The organism is Bradyrhizobium sp. USDA 4502 (assembly GCF_054063355.1).
In genome coordinates this window covers 9,162,207-9,185,322 of sequence record NZ_JBSSGF010000001.1, presented here as the reverse complement: position 1 = coordinate 9,185,322, position 23,116 = coordinate 9,162,207, and the positions used below count along the sequence as shown (strand labels likewise).

Here is a 23,116-nt window from a genome sequence, read left to right as displayed (position 1 = left end):
AGTCATGAAATCCGAGCTCGTCAAGCCGATACACCTGGCGCGACGCGCGGTCGTGTACATCCGGCAGTCGACGACCCATCAGGTTGTGACCAACCAAGAAAGCCTGCGATTGCAATACGCGCTTCGCCAACGCGCGATCGAGCTCGGCTGGCACGAAGCTGGCATCGACGTCATCGACGCTGATCTCGGCATCAGTGGGGCGTCGGCGGCTCAGCGCAGCGGCTTCAAGGAACTGGTCGGACGTGTTGGGGTTAATGAGGTTGGTCTGATCCTGTCGATCGACGTCACGCGTCTCGCCCGCAACTGCTCGGATTGGTATCCGCTGCTCGATATCTGCGGGCTGCACGGCTGCCTCATTGCCGACCGTGATGGCGTCTATGATCCGGGCAGCGCGAATGGCCGATTGCTGCTCGGCCTAAAAGGGACGATATCGGAGCTTGAGCTCCATACGATACGTAGTCGATTGACGGCTGGTCTTCTCGCCAAGGCGGAGCGCGGCGAGCTTGCGCTCACTTTGCCGATCGGCCTTGTCCGTGATCCCTCTGGCGTCGTCGTCAAGGACCCGAACCTGGAGGTGCAGGAACGGCTTGAGTTGCTGTTCGAGACCTTCCTGAAACTGCGTACCGTTGCCAAGGTCATGCGTGAGTTCAACCACCGCGGTCTGGAGCTGCCGCGCCGCAATCGCCACGGGGACCTGCATTGGGCGCGGGCGACGACATCCGCGGTCGCGGCGATTCTGAAGAATCCTGCCTATGCAGGCGCGTTCGTCTACGGACGGACAAGACTGCGCAAACCCTTGGACGGAAGATCGCCGACGAAGGCGCCGAAGCCGATCGGGCAGTGGCGGATCATCGTCAAGGACCGCTATCCGGCCTATATCGCTTGGCAAAGCTACGAGAAGATCAGGGACCTTATCAGCGACAACCGAGCAGAATACATGCGCAACAAGACCAGAGGGGCTCCACGTGAGGGCGAACTACTGCTGCAAGGCATCGCATGGTGCGGAAGATGCGGTCACAAGATGTACGCTCGCTACAAGGGGGGCGCCGAGTACGTCTGCAATCACCTGCGTTCACATCAGGGGCTGCCGGCGTGCCAATACATCCGCGCTCCCCGCGTCGACGCCGCCGTGGCGCAAGCGTTCCTCACGGCGCTGGCGCCGGCCGAGATCGACGCTTCGTGCGCTCGTCGCGCTCAGCAACAGACGTACAAAGCAATACGAAGCAATGCCGAGCAGCAGCTCGAGCGCCGGCGCTACGAAGCAGCACTCGCCGAACGTCAGTTCAACCGCGTCGATCCTGACAACCGGCTCGTCGCCGCCGAGCTCGAGCGCCGTTGGGAGGCGGCTCTGGAAGGAGGCCCGAGCGGCAGAGGAGGCCCTGGCCCGTTTGAAGTCTCCCCAGGCTATCGCTCAGATCACCGTCGGCTACAAGACGCTGAACGACAAAGTCGTCCACCTCTCCGGCCGTCTTCCTGCGATCTGGACGGACTCGAGCACGACCGACGCGAAACGCAAGGCGCTGTTGCGCTGTCTCATTGACAAGGTAATCCTCGATCGTGGCGAGCATGACGTCGTCAGGGTGAGGATCGTGTGGCGCGGCGGAGCCGTCACCGAGATCGAGGTAAAGATGCGTGTCAACTCAGTAGAAAATCTCACGCAGGGCGCTGAGATGCGAGAACGCGTGCTCGAGCTCGCCCGCACCAAGATGCACGACGACGAGATCGCCGCCATGTTGACGGGCGAAGGACACCGGTCACCAAAATGCCCCGACAGGGTGCTGCCGATCACTGTCCAGCGCATTCGCTTCCAGGCCGGCCTCAAGGGGCTTACCGAGCAACGCACGCGATGGCGGCATTCACCCGACTTGCTCAGCGCACAGGAACTCGCGGGCGTATTGAACATTCCGGTGAACTGGCTGTACGTTCAGATCAGGCAGGGGCGCCTTTTGATCGATCGTCATCCTTCCGGCGCGCACCTGTTCTCCAACACGTCGCGCGTAGTTGAGGCTGTTCGAAAACTCCGCAATCACGAGCTCGATCATCTAGATATCCGAATCACTGAGCCTTACGAGGAGGGGCATTCACATGGATAGTCGAGTAGCATTGCAAGCTGCGTCGCACTGAGATGCACAACGCCGTCGCGGATCGGCGGCCAGGTGAAACGCCCCTGGTGCAACCACTTCGTTACCAACACCATGCCGCTGCCGTCCCACGCCAGAAGCTTCACTCTGTCCATCCACTGCGTTTCAAAAAGCATCACTCCGTTAGATGCCGGGAAGACGGACAACTCTATCATATTGATAGTCTTCAAAAATTTTCGGGCGTCGCTCGATCACTTTCGGCACTCCTATCCGAACCGCTTCGGTGTCGAGGACTTCGACTGGTACAAGCCATGGTGCTCCCTTCATGATCTGTGTGCCTGGCAGGACGCCCTTTTCAGCCAAGGTTCGCGCCGACCCAAGGCATATGCCGAGGCGCTCGGCGGCCTTGGCGAGGCTGATGAACTTCCCATCGCTTTTGCTAGGGTCATATTCCGGTAGCCCGAGCCGTTCACGCATGTCGCGCACTCGCACGGTCGTCCAGGTGTTCTCCGTCGCTGGTTCTGCACAGCATCCGATTGAGCGAGACGGCGAGTTCTCGATCCGGCCAATGCCCAGCCAGCTTGCGAAGTGCTTCGACCGCGGGAGGGACATTGTCTTTCGGATAGCGACCGGTTTAAACCCGGGCCACCCGTACGCGTTTCAAGTTCCCGCGCGACGTGCCTCTCCGAGCACAATGGCTCTTTGGCTCTAGCTGGTTTTCCTGATCCAGATCTGTTCGATCATTACGCCCATTCGGGTCGTCGACTTCTCACACCCCCTCACCAACCCAGGCTATTCAGTGCTGCATGAAATCATGCCGTCACGGCCTGCGTCGGATGTCGATAGTCCTCCTTCCGGATGAGCATGGCCCAAATCGCCCGAGCCATCTTGTTCGCCAAGGCGATCGCCACCAGCATGCGTGGCTTCCTGACGAGAATCTGCGCAAGCCATGAGCCTTTGGGGATCGACTTGCACCCCAGCCAGTTCAATCGCGACATAGCCCCCACGATAAGTAATTGGCGAATGTCCGCCTGTCCCTCTCTCGAAACGCGCCCAAGCCTTTCCTTTCCTCCGGAGGAATGTTGCCGCGGGACTAAGCCGAGCCAAGCTGCGAAGTCTCGACCACATTTGAAAGTTGTCATGTCGGGCGCGAAAGCCTCGATCGCCAGCGCGGTCAGCGGACCGACTCCTGGCATTGTTTGCAGCCGGCGCGCCGCTCCAGTCCGCGCCGCCAACTTCTTGAGTTGCTCTGTCTTGGCATTAATCCGCTCCGTCTTCTGGGTAATTTGATCAATGAGACTCCAGCATTCCTCCCGAACTAGTTCCGGCAGATCGACGTTCGGCTCCTTGAGGATTGCGGCAATGCGTTTAAGTTGTTCGATGCCTTGTGGGACGGTATGACCAAATTCGTAAACAGCAGCACGTAATGCGTTGACTAAATCAGTACGCTGACGAACAAGCCGCTGCCGACTCCGAAACAACATTGCTCTGGCCTGCTGCTCTTCCGATTTCGGCTCGACGAAGCGCATCTCTGGGCGCTGTGCAGCGATTACTATTGCTTCGGCATCAGCCGCGTCGTTTTTTTGGCGCTTCACGAAAGGCTTCACGTATTGCGGCGCGATCAGTCTAACTTCATGGCCGAGCTTAACCATCTCTCGTGCTCAATAGTGAGCGCTGCCGCAAGCTTCCATCACCACCATTGCCGTTAAGTGCTCCGCCGTGAACTTCCTGAACTGTGGCCGAGACAGCTTCTTTCGAAACTTGAGATGCCCAGTTGTTGATGCGCCGTGGAGCTGGAAGACATTCTTCGCCAGATCTACCCCAATCACCGTATCCATCAATTTGCCGTCCTATTCGCTGTGATCAAACAACACGTTTTTGGCACATATCGATGCCATCGAGGAGGGCGGCAACCATCCCGTCTCATCGGGTGGTCGGTGATGTGCAGGCCAGGCAAGGCATCGATTCCCTCTTGCGCCCTCCCTTCGGTCCGTCCCCATCGGCGCAGTTTCATCCTGATTGTCGCCGGCTTCCCACCCAGATTGTCGCGCTATACGTGCCGCAGCGCTGCGATGAAAGTCATGGTCTTCCAGTGACCGAAAGGCGCGGATGCTTGGAGCCGCTGTCCACTCGGTCCCCAACCGCGCAGTGGCGCCATATTGGTCTTGATCCAGGTCTCGTCGATAAAGAGTCGTCCGTGAAGAATGCGGATTGACTTGAGAAATAAGCAGAATTGGTCTTGATGTAGTATTCGATTTTGCAGGAAAGCGGGGTATTGGACCTCGCTTTCTTGCGTTTTAGATTTTGCTTTTGGGTGATTCGTGATTCCCTGACAGCGTCGTCGACATTGGGGAATGCGATGAGCAAGCCGCGGGATGATCGCCAGAAAGACCTGTTGCTTCCGGCGCTTGATCAGATCATCGACATGGGTCATCCGCTGGTGCGGTTGGCAGCGCTGATCGACTGGAACATCCTGAATGAGCGCTTCAGTTCGGTGTGCCAAGCAGGGTCGGGACAGCCGGGCTTGCCGAGGCGGCTAGTCGCCGGCCTGTTCATTTGAAGCACATGCACAACCTGTCAGATGAGGTGCTGTGCGCTCGCTGGATCGAGAACCCCTATTACCAATACTTCTGCGGCGAGCTGAGCTTCCGCCACCGTCTGCCGTTCGATCGATCGTCGATGACGCGCTGGCGGCAGCGGCTCGGCGAGGAGCAGCTCGTTGCGCTAATCCAGGAAAGTCTGTCGGTGGCGCACAAGACAGGCGCCCTCGGCCCGAAGGACCTGGAGCGCGTGGTGGTCGATACCACGGTGCAGCCCAAGGCGGTTGCGCATCCGACCGACGCGCGGCTCCTGCATCGAGCAATCATCAAGCTGGTCGGGCTCGCCAAGCGCAACCGTGTGCCGCTACGCCAGAGCTATCTGCGCCTGGCCAAGCGCGCCGCCATCATGACCGGCCGCTATACCCACGCCCACCAGTTCAAACGCGCCCGGCGGCAGCTCAAGTTCCTGCGGACACGGCTTGGCCGGATCATCCGCGACATCCGCCGCAAGATTGATGGCGATACGGTGCTGGAAGCTCGCTTCGGCCCGTTGCTCGGTTTAGCGCAGCAGGTGCGCAGCCAGGATCAGCATCAGCGCGGTCCGAAGGTCTATGCGTTACATGCTCCGGAGGTTGAGTGCATCGGCAAGGGTAAAGCCCGCGCGCCCTACGAGTTCGGCTGCAAGGTCAGCATCGCCACCCCTGTGACGTCTCCGAAGGGCGGCCAGTTCGTGGTCCATGCCAAGGCGCTGCATGGCAATCCCTTCGATGGGCACACGCTCGGTCCCGTAATCGCCGACATGGAGAAGCTCACCGGGGTGGAGGCTCGCGGTATCCACGTCGACAAAGGATATCGCGGTCACAACCACCCGCATCGGTTCAGGGTCTGGATCTCGGGTCAGGTCCGCCGCGTCACAGCTTCCATCCGTCGCGAGATGAAGCGTCGCGCGGCTGTCGAGCCCGTCATCGGCCACGTCAAGGCCGAGCACCGCATGGACAGAAATTATCTCAAGGGACGCCTCGGCGACCGCATCAACGCTGTTCTCGCCGCTGCCGGCTATAACTTCGGCCTGCTGCTGCGATGGCTCGCAGAGCTCTTGCGTGTCATCATCCGAGCCTTCTTCGAGACCCTCCCGGCTCGAAACACCGCTTGAGCCGGGCGCCGGCGCCAGTTCTTCACGAACGACTAAAGATCAGGCGTGAAGCGTCAATCTTGCCTTGATGGGCCTTCCAGCGTGTCCGCTTACGGGCGATGTCGGGGCGATCTTGTTCGACTGGCAGGATCGTTTTTTTTGAAGCTCAGCCCTTCGGCATGCACAAACGTCCACACCGCCCGCACATCGGTCTTGATCCCGCGCGCCGCCAGTTCCTGTGTCAGCTTCCGCAAAGTGAATGGTCCCGAGAGAACGCGCTTACGCAGCCAATCAGCATTGGCACCGGACAGAACCGGCTTCTTGTGACCGCCGATCTTGCCGGGCGAAACGCCCCCAGTCTCCCGTTTCAGATTCTTCCACTTCGTTACACAGGACGGGCTGATCTGAAGCGCCTCTGCAATCGAACGAACTGTCTCTCCTGCATCAGCTCGCGCCAGAGCCCGTTCACGAAGGTCTTCTGAATAGGGTCGCGTCATCCATGCTGGCCGCCGTTCTCCAGCACGGAGTTTGAATCAGAAATCGCTCCCGCTGGGAATCCCGATTCTGCGAAAAAACAACATGCTCTAGAGCCGTGGATACGACGCCGATCATCCCGCTCGAGGCGAAGAGACTGTTCGGCTCGATCCCTCGGGGCGATATCGACAATCAACCTTGTGAGCGGCGAGGTCATGGTGCCGCTCCCATGACATTGGCCGGTGTCCGGTCCGCGCCCCCTTCGCCGCAAAGGTGGGCACGCAGCGCGGCCACACATTGATCTGCGTTCTTGTTGTCACGTTTTTGACCGGGGACGATCGTGAGATCGGCAAGTTGATAGAACGGCGAGCGCTCGCTGATCAGCTGCGTGATCTTGTCCTTCCGGTCTTCGGTCTGCAACAGCGGGCGGGCGGTGTCACGACTAAGGCGTTTCCTGATCTCACCTTCGTCGGTATTGAGCCAGATCGAGACACCCTTCTCCGCGACGCGGTGCCGCGTCTCCTCACGCATGAACGCGCCGCCACCGGTGGCCAGCACCACCGGCCCCCGCTCGAGAAACTCTGCGATTGACCTCGCCTCGAGGTCCCTGAAATACTGCTCCCCTTTGGTTGCAAAAATCTCCGCAATCGGCATGCGAGCCGTCGTCTCGATTTTTTTATCGGTGTCGATGAAGGGCAGCCCCAGTCGACGCGCAAGAAACGGGCCGATGGTGGATTTGCCGGAACCGGGCATGCCGACGAGCACGATCGGCCGTCCGTCGAGGGCAGCGACAACTTCCTTTGCAGTCGGTGATCGCTCGGGCGTCGCGGTCTGTTGGGCAGATCGCAACCCGAGGGTTGCGCCGACGCCAGCTGTCCGCGCCCCTTCGATCGAAAAGTGGGGAATGTTTCTGACACCCTCCGGTATCGCAACTTCTTTGCAGACCTCGCGCACGCGCTGGGCGAGCTGCTCCATCTTACGGGGATCCGGTGCATCGCCTCTGCGCCGTCGCTGGAGTTCCTTGTACGTGTCGTGATTGGCAATTTTGGCCTTGTAGCTGCCCGGCGTATGGAACTCCGCCTCGAATCGGTAGCCATCCGGCGTGGCGAGCACAGTCTTCATGCCGACAAACGTCGGAGCGCTCATCCTGAACCAGTTGGTTGTGCTGATTTCGGCGTAGCCTTGCTCCTCAAACGCCAGAATGCCTTTCGTGAAGGCACGTGCAAAATCCTTGTCGGGCACTTCGAAGACATGGCGCACGGCGCTGCTGATCAGCAGTGAGGCGCCTTCGGGGGCATCATTCACCTCCATGAGTTGGTCTCTGAGGGAGCTTTCCGATCTTAACCGACGGTCGAGATGGGGCATCTTCACATCGATGCCCAACAGCTCAAGGTCCTTGGCAACCTGACGTGCTGCTACAGTGATCTCCTTCTCTTCGGCTGCGGCGCGCGCGACCTCGATTTGGGCGCGCTCTGAAGCCTGCTCGCGAGTTAGCGTCAACGTGATGGCAGAAGCCTCGGCAGGCTGTCGGCCAAAGCCAGGCAGAATCCCTTTCTCCGCAGCAAGATGAATAGAGGCCTCCATGATTGAAGCTGCCAATGTGGGATTGTCCTTCAGATCCTCCAGGGTCGTGTCGACATTGAACCGTCCGTGGTTGAGGGTCGCCGCCATGCTCTTGACATAGGGCACGGACTTCAGGCCTGGCGTCTGCTGCAGGAGCCCCTGGAGCCATTCGCTTTTCTTCATGAAGAGCTGGACACTCGTGTCGGACTTGAAGGCGTCCGTTCCGACCTTGATCCCGAGGCTCAGAAGATTGCTCGCGCTTTGCACGAGGTCATCGGCAATGTACCCATCCGGCCGCGGAGTGATGCGCGGAGGATAGTGGTCGAGCAAGGACTGGATGCGGTCGCGTGGGTGAGCGGCTGCCGGATAAGTCTCCGCCAGGCTTGGGAAAAGCTCCGCAAGCGCTGGGCTCACAGTCAGTTTAGTGTCGCTCACGCTTTCGGATGTTTCGGGCAGCATCTGCTCAGCTGTGCTCGCTGCCCACGCCTCGAGGTCGTTGACGAGCAACTCGGCAATTTCGTGGGCGACTGCATGGTCTGCAAGCTTGATCTCGGGCCTCGCTCTATCGAGCATGTGCTCGACATCCTGGGCGCTCACCTGCTCCTTGGTCAGCAATTGACGGATGTCGCGCTGAAGTTCGTGATGAAACCCCTCGTAAGTTCCAAAAACCGCGCGCTCAGCAAACCAACGCCGTGCTTGATGGGATTGCGCCAGAAAGCTCCGCTGCAGGCCGCTATAAATTTCCAACGCGTTCCGCGTCGCCGCGAGGATCTGGCTGGCACGACTGAATTGGTAATTGTTGCCCTCGATCGCCGGGGTATACGACTTCGGCGGCTTGAGCGAGCGAACTCCGCGAGCTTGTTCCTTCTCATCGAACTGGCGAACATGCTCATACAGCTGCGGCCGATCGCCGATGATAACGACGGTATCCCCGTCGAAGTCGCCGTCGAGCTTTTTCTGCTCGCCGGTCGGGACGGCGACCAACGACCCCGGAGCGAACACTTCGGTCGCCTGCAGGATACCCACACAGTCGACCGGCGTGTCTACGTTTGCACGGTCTTTGCGCTCGGTCCAGCTCGAATGGCACTTGACGTCTTCGGCCGACATCACCAGCCCGCGGTCCGCGTAGTTGGCCGGCCACATCCCATCCGGCACCACGATCAGAATGCCTTTGGCAAAGAAGCTCGGGTCGTCGGCCGCCAGCTCCTCCTGCGACTTCTGGGCGACACTGAAACTGTATTGCATGGCCACGCATCTATCGAGGAATGCCGCAGTCGGATCCCCGTCAGCTGCCGACCTGACTCGCTCGGCGGCGAGTGGGCGCAGGTTAGGCTTGTCATAGGGAGATCGCCCGATCAGCACGCCCCCCGTTCCCGTTAACGTCTCACTCTTGCACTTCGGCACATGGAGGTAATCATCACTGGACGGGACGGCAACGCCACCGGGAGCATCGATGTGGCCTGCCGTCACCATGCGAAACAGCTGCTCGCCTATCAGGCTTTCCCCTCCTCTGCTGTCCAGCCAGCTCTTGGCCTTTTCGCGAGCCTCGTCGGCCACCTGCTCACTGCGCGGATAATGTTGCAACGCCGAGGCAGGAACGGACGATCTCCTTCCCTCACCATAGGCCGGCATTCGATCGGGGCCTTCCTGGGGGCCGGCCCGGCGAATAGCGAGCATACGTTCGGCGAGCGAGGCCTTGATAAAGCCACAGCCATCATGCGGTCGCAAAGCAATCGGGCCTTCCGGTCCAGTCAATTTGAACGGATGCTCCTCGTTGGTAGGGCGGTCTGGCGTCAGCAACAGCTTGAAGGCGCCCTCCAGCGCGTAATCGTGAGGGCCCAGATCCTTGATTGCGGGTGGCGCCGCAAACCCCCTGCGCTGAGTATACCAATAGGCTTCCTTGAACGGGGCCCAGGCCCGCAACAGCTTCTCGAATGACGTCCCCGGCGCGGTTTCGGCATAGGGAATGGCGAGCAGTTTTCCCCCCGAAGACGGTGCTGCCGGTCCGCCTGGAGTATGGGCGGCGATTTCGAGCACGGTCGGTCTTGGTGCTTTCAACTTGCTGCCGCCGAACAGGTCCATGCGGTACGGCACCCCCTTGTAGGTGAGCGTGCGCGCCAGCATGAGGGCGCTCGGCTTTGCCGGCAGCTGGACGGCGACCACCTCGATCGCGCCTGAGGTCAGCCGATGAAAGATCGAGTATCGTGTCTCGGGCTCTGTGGCCAGTGGCCGTCCTTGCATGTCCACCACCGGCAACCGCATCAGACCCGCTTCGCCCTGTGGGGGCCTCGGCTCGTGATCCATGGCTCGCAATACCTCGTGGACATCGAATGTGGACGCAGGATATTTGTCCCGGATCGTTGCCGCGTTTTGCTCGACGAATGTGTCGAGCGCATCGACCGGGCTCTCCGCCTCGATCTGTGCGATCAGGTTCCAGCTCATGTTGGAAAGATCGCCCTGGATGAGGTCGCGCGTGCCGGCCAGGATCTCTTTGGTACCGTGCCGCAGCTCTTGCTGCCTCTTGCGCAAATCTGCCTTCTTGCCCTCGATAACCGGTCGCTTGAACATGTTCGCCAGGACTGCACGAGCCTTGAGCATCTGATAGATCGAGAGGGCAGGATTGCGACTCGCGCGCGGCCCACGGATGCGCTCTGCCGCGCTCGCATCGAAGTGTGCCTCGATCTTTTGCTCCACGATCGGTTGGACATCGTTCAGCAAGTGGAGAGCCACTCTGCGGTGCCAGCGCAGGTGCGGGCTGCGCGCCAGCGGCACCAGCGCGGCACAGAGATTGCCCATGGTTTCGAGGTTATTCTCAGCGGCAAAACCAGGGGCACGATGCAATTCGTTGAGCCGATCCAACCCGGTCGAGGCGAGCGAGCCAAGATCTTCGAATAGTCGAGCCTTCGCCAAGGCCTTGAAAATGGTGGCGATAGTCAGAACATCGCTCTGCTCCAGCCGATCATTGTCGTAGTGAAGGTGATGGGCCAGCTGATGTAAGCGATCCTTCAGCAGAGCGGTCTCTATGATCTCTCCCGCGTCTTCCCCTCTCGTGATACCTCGCCCCAGGGCATTGGCGATCATGTTGAACTCGGGCGTCGTGAAGGTACCGAAGCGTTGACCGCCCCGGCCTAGTCCGCGCGCGATGTCCACTACCGCCCGGTGACACGCCGGGTCGTCCGGCCACTTGCTGAAGCCATTTATCAGATGTGCCATTTGCTGCGGCGTGAAATCGGAGAGCGCGCGGCGACCGACCTCACCCGCGACCACGGCTGCGGAATGGCAAATGTCCTCGTCTTCCGGCCACTTGCTGAAACCGTTCACCAGGTTCGCCAGCTCCTGCTCATGAAAACGAGCGAGCCGGCGGCCGTCGTCACAGACCTCACGGGCGATTGCGAGGACGGCCCGGCCGGCATCGTCCTGGCCCGGCCACTTGCTGAAACCGTTCACCAGGTTCGCCAGCTGCTGCTCATGAAAACGAGCGAGCTGGCGGCCGTCGTCACAGACCTCACGGGCGATTGCGAGGACGGCCCGGCCGGCATCGTCCTGGCCCGGCCACTTGCTGAAACCGTTCACCAGGTTCGCCAGCTCCTGCTCATGAAAACGAGCGAGCTGGCGGCCGTCGTCACAGACCTCACGGGCGATTGCGAGGACGGCCCGGCCGGCATCGTCCTGGCCCGGCCACTTGCTGAAACCGTTCACCAGGTTCGCCAGCTGCTGCTCATTAAAACGAGCGAGCTGGCGGCCATCGTCACAGACCTCACGGGCGATTGCGAGGACGGCCCGGCCGGCATCGTCCTGGCCCGGCCACTTGCTGAAACCGTTCACCAGGTTCGCCAGGTCCTGCTCATGAAAACGAGCGAGCTGGCGGCCGTCGTCACAGACCTCACGGGCGATTGCGAGGACGGCCCGGCCGGCATCGTCCTGGCCCGGCCACTTGCTGAAACCGTTCACCAGGTACGCCAGGTCCTGCTCATTAAAACGAGCGAGCTGGCGGCCATCGTCACAGACCTCACGGGCGATTGCGAGGACGGCCCGGCCGGCATCGTCCTGGCCCGGCCACTTGCTGAAACCGTTCACCAGGTTCGCCAGGTCCTGCTCATGAAAACGAGCGAGCTGGCGACCGTCGTCACAGACCTCACGGGCGATTGCGAGGACGGCCCGGCCGGCATCGTCCTGGCCCAGCCACTTGCTGAAACCGTTCACCAGGTTCGCCAGCTCCTGCTCATGAAAACGAGCGAGCCGGCGGCCGTCGTCACAGACCTCACGGGCGATTGCGAGGACGGCCCGGCCGGCATCGTCCTGGCCCGGCCACTTGCTGAAACCGTTCACCAGGTTCGCCAGCTGCTGCTCATTAAAACGAGCGAGCTGGCGGCCGTCGTCACAGACCTCACGGGCGATTGCGAGGACGGCCCGGCCGGCATCGTCCTGGCCCGGCCACTTGCTGAAACCGTTCACCAGGTTCGCCAGGTCCTGCTCATTAAAACGAGCGAGCTGGCGGCCGTCGTCACAGACCTCACGGGCGATTGCGAGGACGGCCCGGCCGGCATCGTCCTGGCCCGGCCACTTGCTGAAACCGTTCACCAGGTTCGCCAGCTCCTGCTCATTAAAACGAGCGAGCCGGCGGCCGTCGTCACAGACCTCACGGGCGATTGCGAGGACGGCCCGGCCGGCATCGTCCTGGCCCGGCCACTTGCTGAAACCGTTCACCAGGTTCGCCAGGTCCTGCTCATGAAAACGAGCGAGCTGGCGGCCGCCGTCACAGACCTCGCGGGCGATTCTGATCGCCCCATTGCGGCATTCCGCCGCCCGGAGGTTCCGACCAAACGATAATGCGAAGAGCGAAAGCGCATTAGGGTCGACTTTCGTTATTAACGCATCTTCCAGCTGCGACAGCCGAGCTGCCAAGGCCCTGCAAGCTTCCACACCTGCACGACCACCGGCCTCTCGGCTCACCACGTTGCATGTTGTGGCGTACCCCCATGATCGCCCGGCGCGGATGTTTTCCTCCAGGCGCGAAACGAATTCAGTCTTGAAATCAACGGCGGCCTTTTCCAGAAACCTTTCATGGTCCTCCCGGTCCGCCTTTCGCAGCCTCTTGTCATGCTGCACCACTGCAGTTGAGAACGCACGGATGTCGCGAACGTGATCAAGGTCCCTCAGAGCTGCATTAAGTTCATCCGCACGTCTATAAGGACGCGCCAAGCTTGCAGCCCGGACGCTCTCGGCGCCTATATCTTCGATACGCTGCATTTTTGGTCCAGCACCCAGGTCAGGCACGGATTGCCTATGTCGAGAGAGCGCATCTGTCTGCGAGCTGGTAGCGGCTTGATCGCCTCGCCAGTGGTCGCCGCTTGAACGCCAGCTTGCTCCCCCAGGTACTCCGTCAAGATAGGATCCATACGGTCGTTCGGAGCTCGCACCTTGGACCCTCTGCGCGGCGACATCGTCAATGCGCTGCCTTCCTGGTCCGCCACTTCGGTCAGAGATGGATTGGCCATGCGGCGCCAGCCCGCCGGCGCGATCGGCGCGCCGACGGTCGCCATCCGAAGACGACGGGGCAACTTCCAGATTGGCTGCGCCACGATAAGTTCGATGGGCTCGCTCCGAGCTTCCAGGCTGAATTGGCTGCGCAGCGACACCGCCGATGCGCGAGCTTCCTGGCCTGTCACCCCGCTCGGAGGCGGATGGTGTATCTGGCGGGAGCCCACCTCTCTGCGAGCGCTCAGCCGTTCGGTCGGCACGCCACTGATTGCCATCAGAGTGCGCCAGGCGTGTTTCCTGATTTGCTGCGCCATTATAGGTACGATCGCTTCGTTCCGCACCTTCACGCTCGATTGGCTGCGCAGGCGCGTCGGCGACGCGCCATCTTCCTGGTCTGCTACCTCGCTCAGACACGGACGGCGTATCCGGCGGGCGTCTACCCACGTGCGAGCTTTGAGCCTCTCTATCGTCGCGCCAGAACTCTTCGCCACGCGGATGCGAGGCGCCCGCGTTTCGACCTGGTCTCCCACTGTAAATTCCATAAGGTCGCTGCGGGCCTGGGCCTAGGACACTCTGCGTGGGCACATCGTGGACGTGTCCCACTTCTGGTCCGTCTCCGCCGTGCGATGGGAGAGAGCGTCCTAGCGAGCCTTCCGCCTCTGGATCGTCGCGACGCACTTCCTTATCAGATCGCGACGAGCCGGATCCCGGCAAGGAGCCGAAACGACGACGGCTCCCACCGATTACGCCATGCAGCGCAGCCCCAAAGAGTCGATGTGCGCTGGCGGGAGGAGCGGCAAATCGGCCTGCACCGCTGGCGCGCTGCGCGCTGCGCGAGTATGAAGCATCTGAATCCTGAGGCTCAGAGCGCGTCTGCTCCACAACGGAACTGAATGATCGGCCCTCTTCGCCGGGGGCACAAGCCGATCTAGCGCTAGAACCGTCAGCGCCTTGACCTTCATCGGCACCAAATTCCGAAATGGGCGATGTGCCGCGCTCGTCAATGCGCCTCATAATCCTTCTCCAATGTAGCAGAAACTGTGCAGGCTGCCCTCACGAGCGCGATAGCCACGTGCCGGCTCGACCACTTGTCCTCGTCTTGGCTGACAGAGCTGGCTGAATGGGCGCCGGATTAGCAACGGCTGAGCGCATGATTTCGTCAATTGGATGACCCTTAGTGTCCGACCGAAAAATAAGTATGATGGTGGATGGCTTTCAACTGGCGGATAGGCTGATCGCGGCGAGAAGTTCGCGATATTCCAGCTATCAGCGGGAGCGTTCCCCGCTTGATCCCCTTCATGCCAAAACGGCTTCGGCAAATCTCGCACCCAGGTTGAGTCCGACGACGCCAGGCCCACAAATTGTGATGAGGGCCCCGGTCGATCCGCCGCAACCGCCCCTTGCCCACTGCTCAGACGTATTTGAAGTTGCTGCCGATCGGCGACGACGTTGTCAAGGGAAAGCGCGCCTTGCGATTGGCGCTGCGCTAGGCGGTGTAGACTCTAAGGATTCCCTTTTAGGAGGAAATCAGATTCAAGGCTGCTTTTGGGAGGCAGTCTTGGGTGTGATGGATCGTCTGGTGTTGAGCGATGCGGCTTGGGAGCGGATGGCGCCGCTGATCATAGGCCGGCCTGACCAGAAGGGCTCGACCGGGCGCGACAATCGGATGTTCGTGGAAGGTGTGCTGTGGATCGTTCGCACGGGCTCTCCCTGGCGTGATCTTCCGGAAGCGTTCGGGGATTGGAACAGCGCGTTCCGGCGCTTCAGCCGATGGAGTGCCAAAGGCGTCTGGTGGCGGATCTTCGAGGCAATGTCCGACGATCCGGACTTCGAATATCTGATTGTCGATTCCACCATTGTTCGAGCCCATCAGCATGCTGCCGGGGCCAAAAAAGGGGGTCTGAAGATCAAGCGCTTGGCCGTTCGCGCGGCGGCCTGAGCACCAAGATACATATGGCCGTTCGCGGCTTGGGATGTCCGGTACGGTTCACGATCACCGCAGGCCAGAAGGGCGATGCACCGCAAGCCGCCACATTGATCGAGGGATTGCCTGCCGAGGTTTTCATGGCCGATACGGCCTATGACGCCGATCACCTGCGCCAGGACATTGCAGCCAAGGGCGAGCTCGCCGTCATCCCCAACAACCCGTCACGCGCGCTCAAGTATCCGCTCGACAAGCATCTCTATGCCCAGCGCCATCTCGTCGAATGCTGCTTCTCAAAGCTCAAGCAATTCCGCCGCGTCGCAACCCGCTTCGAAAAGACCGCCCGAAATTACCTTGCCGTCATCACCATCGCAGCCATCGTCCTATGGCTGCGATAACTGTCCACACCGCCTAGTGGCTCTGCACAGTGATTTTGACGGGTTGCGTCTGGCGGTCAGAGTAGCTCCGGCAGGTGTTTTGGATCAACGAGGACCTCGATACTGCGAGGGGTCCTTGGCTGCCGTCTGATGAGGCCCTCCCGTTCCAGCGTCAGCACCATCTGGTGAACCGAGGGCGGGCTAACGCGGAAGTATTCCCGCATGTCGGTTTCGGCCGGGGGTCTGCGGTGCAGGCGCGTGTAGAGGTGGATGAAGGCCAGGTACTGCCCCTGTGTGGGCGTGAAGGGTTTTGCCGAAGGACTCACGCCGGCCATCCGATTCAGTTGTTGGTGCGTGCCTCGAACACGGAGGCATGCCATGAATGTACGCTATCGGGTCGACCTCAGCCAAATCGAGCGCACGGAACTCAAGGCGCTGCTCAGCGGCGGCAAGCATGCGTCCCGTAAGCTCAAGCGCGCGCAGATTTTGCTGGCTGCCGACACCGGCGGCAGCGATGAGGAGATCGCGCGGAGCGTCGGCGTGGGCGGCTCGACCGTGTACCGGACCAAGCGCCGCTTCGTGGAAGGCAATCTGGAGCGGGCGCTGAGCGATGAGCCGCGGCCCGGAGCGGAGCGCAAACTCACGGTCAAGGAAGAAGCCTTGTTGGTGGCGACGGCCTACGCCAGTCCGCCAGAAGGCCGGGCCCGCTGGACGCTTGAGCTGCTGGCAGGTGCGATGGTCAAGCTCACCGAACACAAGAGCCTGTCGCATGAGACGGTTCGGCGGCGCCTGGCCGAAAATGGCCTCAAGCCCTGGCGCAGGGACATGTGGTGCATTCCGCAGATCGACGGCGAATACGTCGCCCGTATGGAGGACGTGCTCGACCTCTACGCCGAGGCGCCAGATCCCAAGCGGCCGGTGGTGTGCTTCGACGAAAGCCCGGTGCAGCTCATCGGCGAGGCGCGTCAACCGATTCCGGCCGAGCCCGGCCAGCTCGAACGTTACGATTACGAGTACCGTCGCAACGGCACGGTCAATCTCTTCGTATTCCTCGACGTGCATCGTCCCTGGCGCAAGGTCAAAGTCACTGAGCGGCGCGCGGCTGAAGACTATGCCTCCTGCATGCGCGACCTCGTCGACATCCATTATCCCGACGCCGAGATCATCCGGGTCGTCCAGGATAATTTATCGACCCACTCCGCCGGCGCCCTGTATCAGGCCTTCCCGCCCGCCGAAGCCAGGCGGATTTTGCGACGGCTCGAGTTCCACTACACGCCCAAGCACGCAAGCTGGCTCAACATGGTCGAGATCGAGATCGGCGTCCTGCGGGGCCAGTGCCTCAATCGCAGAATCGACGCCCCCAAGCGGTTGCGCCGCGAAATCGCCGCTTGGGAACGGAAGCGAAATGCCGCCCGCTCTCGCATCAAATGGATGTTCACAACAGACAAGGCCCGCACCAAAATGGGCCGCGCCTATCCCGCGCCTTCCAAAGAGTCATAATCACTGTGCAGAGCCACTAGCCGGCGCCGTCGGGTCCGCTTTGAGGGGCGAATGTCACGGTCATGGTCTCTCCAACCCATTCTCGCCGCAAGGGCCGACAGTATCGTATCATCTTCAGCTTATATCACGTCCCTCCTGCATGGCCGGTTCACGACGCGGACGTCTGAAACTCGACCATACGATGGGGCGATTCCACACGCAGGGTGGGGGCCTGGCGAGCTTTATCATGGACGAAGCCCCCGCGCACCTGCTGTTATCCGGCACGCAGATTGCTGGGTGAGGAGCAAGGAGCCGCCGCGAGAAAAGCGGCCGTGCGGACCATCTTCCGAGTCCCAATGAGGCTTTTCCGATTGATTCTATTCGACCTGGCTTTGATGCTGCTTGCACCTGAAGTCGCAGAAGCCATGAATGCAGGCCTCGGCGCACACCTGACATCGGCCACCAGCGCCATGGCGCCGTTCGAGCGGATCGCCGGCCATGAGGCGGTGTCAAGCTCTGGGGATAGCCGACGCGTCCACAGCCAAACGACGCAAGGCGCGCGAGTCCAGCCGGCGGACGAACTGAGTCCGGCCAAGCTGGCTGAGGATTCCGCGATATTGGACGCCCGCCTTGCATGTGTGATCGGTAAGCGCTTGCGGCAGCGTTCGATTGGGACGATTCTCGATGACAGGGAGATGCTCAGGATGCCAGCCGTCGTAACGCCGTCGATCTGCAATGCTGCCGCGGCACCTTTTGGCCTCCTCGGGGCGGAACCGCCGCGCTGGAGCAAAACAGACTCGATTGTCGGCGGCATGGTGTTCATCGCCTTTGCAATCATTCTCGTCGTGATTTGATGAAAAGATGCAGCATAGGCGCGCGCACGTGAGAGAAGCAAAATCGGGCTATATAGAAGTCGCCTTCAACGGCACCCCCGCAAGCATCCCTTTGGATGCGCAATTCAGCGTGCCGGCCAAGGGCGTCACGGCGATTTTCGGTCCGCCAGGGTGCGGCAAGACCACTCTCGCGCGCTGCATTGCCGGCGTGCAGCGTATGCCGACTGGATTTTGCGGTGTCAATGGTGAAATCTGGCAGGACGAAACGACGTTTCGGCCGCCTCATCTGCGTCCGATCGCATATGTATTCCAGCGACCAATTCTTTTCTCTCATTTGTCCGTCAAGCGCACCCTTCTGTACAATGCGCCAAAATCGAAAGCGTCACTGATTGACCTTGATGGCGTCATCGAGTTGCTCGACCTGGCGCCGCTGCTTGACCGTGCGCCTTCACATCTTTCTGGTGCCGAGCGACAGCGACTTGCGCTGGGCAGCGCGCTGTTGTCCCAACCTCGGCTACTTCTGCTGGACGACCCGCTCATTGTGCTCGACCGACCCGCCAAGCATGAAGTTCTGCCCTTTATCGAGCGCATGCGTGAAGAGCTCACGTTGCCTATGATCTATATCTGCCACGACATGGCTGACGTCGAGCGCTTTGCCGACCATCTCGTCACGATGAAAGATGGCATTGTGACCGCGGCCGGGCCGCTGCATGCCGTCCAGAGCGATCCAGCGCTTGCTGCTCGAGGCGAATCGGCTGTCTGCGTCGATACCGTAATCGGCGGCTATGACGGGCGCTATGGGCTGATCATCCTGCGCCTCAAAGGTGCGCGTCTGTTGATACCTGGGCCACCGCTCAGACCAGGCGCGCAGCTAAGGCTGCGCATCGCGGCCGGTGATGTCAGCATTAGGCGCGAACCACCGCGCGCAAGCTCGATCCTCAATGTTTTTCCGGCACGGATCAAAGCCTCTCTGCCGTTCGACGAAGCTGAGGTCACGTTGGTCCTGGCGCTCGAAACCGGCCGTGCGGGCGTTCCCCTTTTGGCGCGCATCACTCGCCGCTCGTTTGATGAGCTGGGGCTCAGTAACGGAATGAACGTATTCGCCGAGGTCGCGCGAGCCTTGCCGGTCTCACCCCCCGAGCGGCTGCTCATAACGCCTGCGACACCAGTAGGAGATATTCCACAGAAAAGCGCTAACACGCGAAACGAACAGAAATAGGATCACGGCCATGATCGATAACCTTGATGACGTCGATCCGACAGCTGTGGCGGCGGTTCTCTACCAGCCAGAAGATGACGCCGACGAGCTCCTTGCCGATTTCGTCCAGGATCTCGCGCGGCATGACGTACGCGTCGGCGGCATCGTCCATCGACCCTTCAGGAATGCAAACGGCACGGACGTAATGCTCGCAATCGACGTTGCCACAGGGCGAGATATCTCGATTTCCCAGCTACTCGGCAGCGGGGCGGCGTCCTGTAAACTCGATACAAACGGATTGGCCGAGGCCGCAGTTGTCGTTTCCCAGGCGCTTCGCGACAAAGTCGATCTCCTCGTGATCAGCAAATTCGCAAAACAGGAAGCGGTTGGCTGCGGCCTGCGCGCTGAATTTGTTGATGCGATCACTCGGGGTACGCCGCTCCTGACAGCTGTTCCAAGAAAATGTCTTGCCGACTGGAGAGCTTTTACCGGTGATGTTGGCACGCTGCTACTTTGCGATCGTCAAGCCGTAGAGGAATGGTGGCGCGTTGTCTCCACGCGCCCGGGGCGACGCCGCGCCTTCAGCCCTAGCTGGAGCTATTTGGGGACGATGATACCGGACAGCTTGATGACGGCTGCGAGAATATCGCCGGCGTCGATTCCGGAATCGCCGATGAGGCTCCTTCGCCGCCCACGAAAACAGCCTTAGCATCAGCAGCCGTTTCACACTGTAAGCTGCTCTGCGAGGACGCCGTGAGTCCATTTTCGGTCGGCAAGTAGCCGTTTTCGAACAGCGGTTCAATCGCTGGTCGCGAAATTCGGTTGCTAACTTGGACTGCGGCAGCCCAATCGTCACGTACGCACCCGTCCATGACCTTTCAAACGATCGAGCATCGCATCCAGACAGCATGATTGGAGGTGGGATGTGAGGGCCGTCAGACCCAAGCCGCTGGTGATCTTAGTCGCGACAATCCGATCTTGACAACGGATGGCATATAGCTTGCTTCAGCAATGACGACACCACTTACGCAAAGCACACTTGTGAGGTCAGCATGCTCGGAATTGGAAGTCAGTTGCCGCCGTTCGAAATCACAGGCGTGAAGCCCGGCTTTCAGGCGCAGGAAGAAGAAGGACACAGCGCGTTCGAGACGCTGACCGAAACGAGCTTCCCAGAAAAATGGAAGATCATCTTTTTCTACCCCAAAGATTTTACGTTCGTCTGTCCGACCGAGATTGCTGAGTTCGGCCGGCTATCCAAGGAATTCACCGATCGCGACGCTGTGGTACTGGGCGGCTCGACTGATAATGAGTTCTGCAAGCTCGCCTGGCGGCGCTCGCATGCAGACCTGCACAACTTGCCGATTTGGCAGTTTGCCGACACAAAAGGAACCTTAGTCGACGGCCTCGGCGTACGTTCACCTGAGGGCGTTGCCTATCGCTACACCTTTATCGTCGACCCCGGCAACATAATCCAACACGTCTATGCGACAAATCTGAACGTCGGGCGTAGCCCCAAGGACACGCTCCGCGTTCTGGACGCGCTGCAGACCGACGAACTCTGTCCCTGCAACCGCGAAGTCGGCGGCGAAACGCTGAAGGTTGCGTGAGGCAGCATGTCGTCGATTGAGCAGTTGAATGAGACTATTCCCGATTTCGCCAAGGACGTCAGGCTTAACCTGGCGTCCTTGCTGGCCGATGATACGCTGTCGCCGCAGCGACAATACGGCCTGCTGCTGGCGAGCGCGATTGCCACTCGCAATGCAGACTTGATTGCCGCGATCGAAGCGGCAGCAGCTGCCGTGATGACGCCCGCGGCGATCGCCGCAGCGAAATCCGCAGCCTCTGTGATGGCGATGAACAATGTCTACTACCGATTCGTTCACCTCGCGTCCAACCCGGAATACAAGACCATGCCGCCACGATTGCGCATGAACGTGATCGGCAATCCTGGCGTGGATAAATCCGATTTTGAGCTGTGGTCGCTGGCGGTCTCGGCCATAAATGGCTGCGGTGCCTGCATCGACGCTCATGAGAAGACGCTGCGGACTGAGGGCGTCAGTTCCGGAGTGATCCAGGCTGCCGTGCGCTTTGCTGCGATTGTGCAATCAGTGGCGGTTGCGATCGAGGCCGCCGGGCGCGCCCCGTCCAAGCCGACGGGCTGATTCCTTTGTGCGGTCGGATCGACACCGCTTACGGCGCCACTCCATTGCGGCACGACCAATCCTCGGCATTCAAGCGAGCATGATATCCTCAATCTGAGTCTTGCGGGCATCTCCTCGGTTGCCTCGTTTGAATTTCATCTTAAGTGCAGACGAGCCAGAATGCGCCACAAAGGCGGCGAGATCCTCCTTGTGATGGCGATCTCACCGCCGCCTTTCGCTGCACTCTCAGCCAAACTTGAACAGCACGCCGTACCCGCCGCGCGGATGGCTCCATTTGATGTCGCCGGAGGGTTCAGCGATGACGCGGCAGGTGCCGCACTCGATGCAGCCGTCGACGGCTATCTCGACTTGGCCGTTGTCGTTAAGTTCGTAGCATCGCGCAGGGCAGGCTTTCAAAAGCGCAAGTAGCTGCGGCGACGGCGTGGTGTGCGGGCGCACGGTGACGTGAGGGCGACCGACATCGACAAGATAGCGGTTGTAGTACAGCTTGTCTTCGACGCGCACTGAGGGCTCGACATTCATTCTTTGGCCTTCCATTGTTCGATTTCACACTGTTGCCGGTCAGCGCCAGGCCCTGGCAAAACGGCACGCATCCCCGAACAGACCTGTCCATGACCGCGCCTTGACGAAGGATTTCAGGGTCACCTTCTCCTTCTCAACCTTCGGCGTACCGTCGACGCGTACAAAGTTCTGAAGCGCCTTGGAGATAAGCTGCGGATAGGTAAGAAAGAAGTTTTGCGAATGGGTGTGCATCAGCGTCGGCATGTCTTTGTACTTCTTGAGGTCTTTGATGACGAAGGACTCGTCCAGCATCTTCTTGTAGAGCAACAGATTTTTTGCGGTCATCGGCTCGCGGCGCGATTTGACCTGGGCGATCGCTTCGGCCGCAATGCGGCCTGAGGTCATCGCAAGATTGGAGCCTTCGCGATGAATGGCATTGTTGAGCTGTGCCGCATCCCCCACCACCACCCAACCCTCACCGTAGAGCTGCGGGATTGCTTTGTACCCGCCTTCAGGAATGAGATGTGCCGCATATTCCTTGACTTCGGAACCTGCGATCAGCGGCGCCACGGAGGGATGCTGCTTGAAATGATCGAGCATGCCGTAGGGTGTCTGGCCGGTGCGCTGGAAATCGGCGACGAGGCAGCCGATGCCGAGCGAGATGCACTCCTTGTTGGCATAGATGAAACCCATTCCGGTCATGCCGCGGGAAATGGTACCGGCAGCCTCGATCACGACGCCTTCGTCGCCCTTAAGATTGAAACGCGCCTCGATCGTCTCGCGAGGCAAAAAGTGCATTTCCTTCACAGCGAGCGCGACATTATCGGGTGTCGGCCGCGCGCGCAGGCCCGCCCGCGTGCCGAGGAGACCATTGACCCCCTCGGCCAGCACGACGACGTCGGCGTGTATTTCGCCGTCGCGGCGATCCGTACGAACTCCGACGATCCTCTCATGGTCGTCCCGTACGAGCTCCGTGACTGTCGTCTCGCACAGCACGGTCGCGCCGGCCTCCCGCACCTTCGAGGAGAACCATTTGTCAAACTGCGCGCGTATGATCGTGTATCGGTTCGGCCGCTCCTCGTTGAAGTCATCCGATCGGTAGTGCACGCCGACATGGGAGCGATCGTCCATAATCCAGAACCGCTGTTCGACCAGATGGCGTTCGAGCGGCGCCTCCTCGCGAAACTCGGGTATCAGCTTTTCCATCATGTCGGCATAGAGGATTGCGCCCTGCACATTCTTCGATCCGGAATATTCGCCGCGCTCGAGCTGCAGCACCTTCATGCCGTGCTTGGCCATGGTCAACGCCGCTGCGTTGCCGGCCATACCGGCTCCGACAACGATCGCATCGAACCTCTCTTCAATCATCAC

General features: G+C 60.5%; 17 protein-coding genes and 3 pseudogenes. 10 read left to right on the top strand and 10 right to left on the bottom strand.

Features of this window, described 5'->3' with window-relative positions; translation table 11 throughout:
• Positions 1 to 4: 4 nt before the first annotated feature.
• Together ACVW1B_RS42800 and ACVW1B_RS42795 are read left to right on the top strand one after the other, a co-directional pair.
• Positions 5 to 1,540, top strand: a complete 1,536-nt coding sequence (locus tag ACVW1B_RS42800; RefSeq protein ID WP_456822995.1) for a recombinase family protein — start codon at positions 5 to 7, stop codon at positions 1,538 to 1,540.
• Positions 1,524 to 2,093 carry a hypothetical protein gene (locus ACVW1B_RS42795; protein ID WP_456822994.1) on the top strand — a complete coding sequence of 190 codons (570 nt, stop codon included), beginning with the start codon at positions 1,524 to 1,526 and terminating at the stop codon, positions 2,091 to 2,093. The genes ACVW1B_RS42800 and ACVW1B_RS42795 overlap by 17 nt, the downstream gene beginning before the upstream one ends.
• On the opposite strand, the gene tnpB is transcribed toward ACVW1B_RS42795, so the two are convergent.
• The 4 genes and pseudogenes from tnpB to ACVW1B_RS42775 form a co-directional block, all read right to left on the bottom strand.
• Entirely contained in the window at positions 2,066 to 2,236 is a 171-nt protein-coding gene (gene tnpB, locus ACVW1B_RS42790; protein ID WP_375167301.1) for an IS66 family insertion sequence element accessory protein TnpB, read from the bottom strand. The two genes, ACVW1B_RS42795 and tnpB, sit on opposite strands and share 28 nt — an antisense overlap.
• A gap of 28 nt (positions 2,237 to 2,264) precedes the next feature.
• A complete protein-coding gene (locus ACVW1B_RS42785; protein ID WP_253588047.1) occupies positions 2,265 to 2,558 on the bottom strand; it encodes a hypothetical protein in 294 nt (97 codons plus the stop codon).
• A 335-nt stretch (positions 2,559 to 2,893) separates the two neighbouring features.
• Positions 2,894 to 3,919: pseudogene (locus ACVW1B_RS42780) on the bottom strand (IS110 family RNA-guided transposase).
• Positions 3,920 to 4,140: 221 nt separating this feature from the next.
• A pseudogene (locus ACVW1B_RS42775) lies at positions 4,141 to 4,272 on the bottom strand (IS630 family transposase); the annotation flags it as partial.
• A 168-nt stretch (positions 4,273 to 4,440) separates the two neighbouring features.
• On the opposite strand from ACVW1B_RS42775, the pseudogene ACVW1B_RS42770 reads away from it, so the two are divergent.
• Positions 4,441 to 5,774: pseudogene (locus ACVW1B_RS42770) on the top strand (IS5 family transposase).
• Positions 5,775 to 5,863: 89 nt separating this feature from the next.
• Here ACVW1B_RS42770 and ACVW1B_RS42765 read toward each other — a convergent pair.
• The 3 genes from ACVW1B_RS42765 to ACVW1B_RS42755 all read right to left on the bottom strand — a co-directional run bounded on the left by ACVW1B_RS42765 (position 5,864) and on the right by ACVW1B_RS42755 (position 13,585).
• Entirely contained in the window at positions 5,864 to 6,250 is a 387-nt protein-coding gene (locus tag ACVW1B_RS42765) for a transposase (protein ID WP_253588048.1), read from the bottom strand.
• A gap of 190 nt (positions 6,251 to 6,440) precedes the next feature.
• Positions 6,441 to 13,040, bottom strand: coding sequence for a shikimate kinase (locus ACVW1B_RS42760; RefSeq protein ID WP_253603974.1), 6,600 nt, complete (start codon positions 13,038 to 13,040; stop codon positions 6,441 to 6,443).
• Positions 13,019 to 13,585, bottom strand: a complete 567-nt coding sequence (locus ACVW1B_RS42755; RefSeq protein ID WP_141713704.1) for a hypothetical protein — start codon at positions 13,583 to 13,585, stop codon at positions 13,019 to 13,021. The genes ACVW1B_RS42760 and ACVW1B_RS42755 overlap by 22 nt, the downstream gene beginning before the upstream one ends.
• 1,244 nt (positions 13,586 to 14,829) lie before the next feature.
• On the opposite strand from ACVW1B_RS42755, the gene ACVW1B_RS42750 reads away from it, so the two are divergent.
• Positions 14,830 to 15,593 (top strand): IS5 family transposase gene (locus ACVW1B_RS42750; RefSeq protein ID WP_141713710.1). Its coding sequence is split into 2 segments (ribosomal slippage): positions 14,830 to 15,165 and positions 15,168 to 15,593, totalling 762 coding nucleotides; the frame shifts between segments, so codons are not numbered across the junction.
• Positions 15,594 to 15,649: 56 nt separating this feature from the next.
• On the opposite strand, the gene ACVW1B_RS42745 is transcribed toward ACVW1B_RS42750, so the two are convergent.
• A complete protein-coding gene (locus tag ACVW1B_RS42745) occupies positions 15,650 to 15,907 on the bottom strand; it encodes a LexA family protein (RefSeq protein ID WP_253587780.1) in 258 nt (85 codons plus the stop codon).
• 43 nt (positions 15,908 to 15,950) lie between these two features.
• On the opposite strand from ACVW1B_RS42745, the gene ACVW1B_RS42740 reads away from it, so the two are divergent.
• The 6 genes from ACVW1B_RS42740 to ACVW1B_RS42715 all read left to right on the top strand — a co-directional run bounded on the left by ACVW1B_RS42740 (position 15,951) and on the right by ACVW1B_RS42715 (position 21,244).
• Positions 15,951 to 17,072 carry an IS630 family transposase gene (locus ACVW1B_RS42740; RefSeq protein WP_253588045.1) on the top strand — a complete coding sequence of 374 codons (1,122 nt, stop codon included), beginning with the start codon at positions 15,951 to 15,953 and terminating at the stop codon, positions 17,070 to 17,072.
• A gap of 335 nt (positions 17,073 to 17,407) precedes the next feature.
• Entirely contained in the window at positions 17,408 to 17,905 is a 498-nt protein-coding gene (locus ACVW1B_RS42735; RefSeq protein WP_069277635.1) for a type 2 periplasmic-binding domain-containing protein, read from the top strand.
• 28 nt (positions 17,906 to 17,933) lie between these two features.
• Complete coding sequence (gene modC / locus ACVW1B_RS42730; protein WP_245313880.1) at positions 17,934 to 19,103, top strand: molybdenum ABC transporter ATP-binding protein; 1,170 nt, start codon at positions 17,934 to 17,936, stop codon at positions 19,101 to 19,103.
• 10 nt (positions 19,104 to 19,113) lie between these two features.
• Entirely contained in the window at positions 19,114 to 19,791 is a 678-nt protein-coding gene (locus tag ACVW1B_RS42725; protein WP_069277634.1) for a DUF2478 domain-containing protein, read from the top strand.
• 343 nt (positions 19,792 to 20,134) lie between these two features.
• On the top strand, positions 20,135 to 20,689 hold the full coding sequence (locus ACVW1B_RS42720; RefSeq protein ID WP_069277633.1) for a peroxiredoxin: 555 nt from the start codon (positions 20,135 to 20,137) through the stop codon (positions 20,687 to 20,689).
• A 6-nt stretch (positions 20,690 to 20,695) separates the two neighbouring features.
• Entirely contained in the window at positions 20,696 to 21,244 is a 549-nt protein-coding gene (locus ACVW1B_RS42715; protein WP_069277632.1) for a carboxymuconolactone decarboxylase family protein, read from the top strand.
• Between the two features lie 225 nt (positions 21,245 to 21,469).
• On the opposite strand, the gene ACVW1B_RS42710 is transcribed toward ACVW1B_RS42715, so the two are convergent.
• Positions 21,470 to 21,766, bottom strand: coding sequence for a ferredoxin family protein (locus tag ACVW1B_RS42710; protein ID WP_069277631.1), 297 nt, complete (start codon positions 21,764 to 21,766; stop codon positions 21,470 to 21,472).
• A 39-nt stretch (positions 21,767 to 21,805) separates the two neighbouring features.
• Positions 21,806 to 23,113: an FAD-dependent oxidoreductase gene (locus tag ACVW1B_RS42705; RefSeq protein ID WP_253588051.1), complete on the bottom strand. Its 1,308-nt coding sequence runs from the start codon at positions 23,111 to 23,113 to the stop codon at positions 21,806 to 21,808.
• Positions 23,114 to 23,116: the final 3 nt, after the last annotated feature.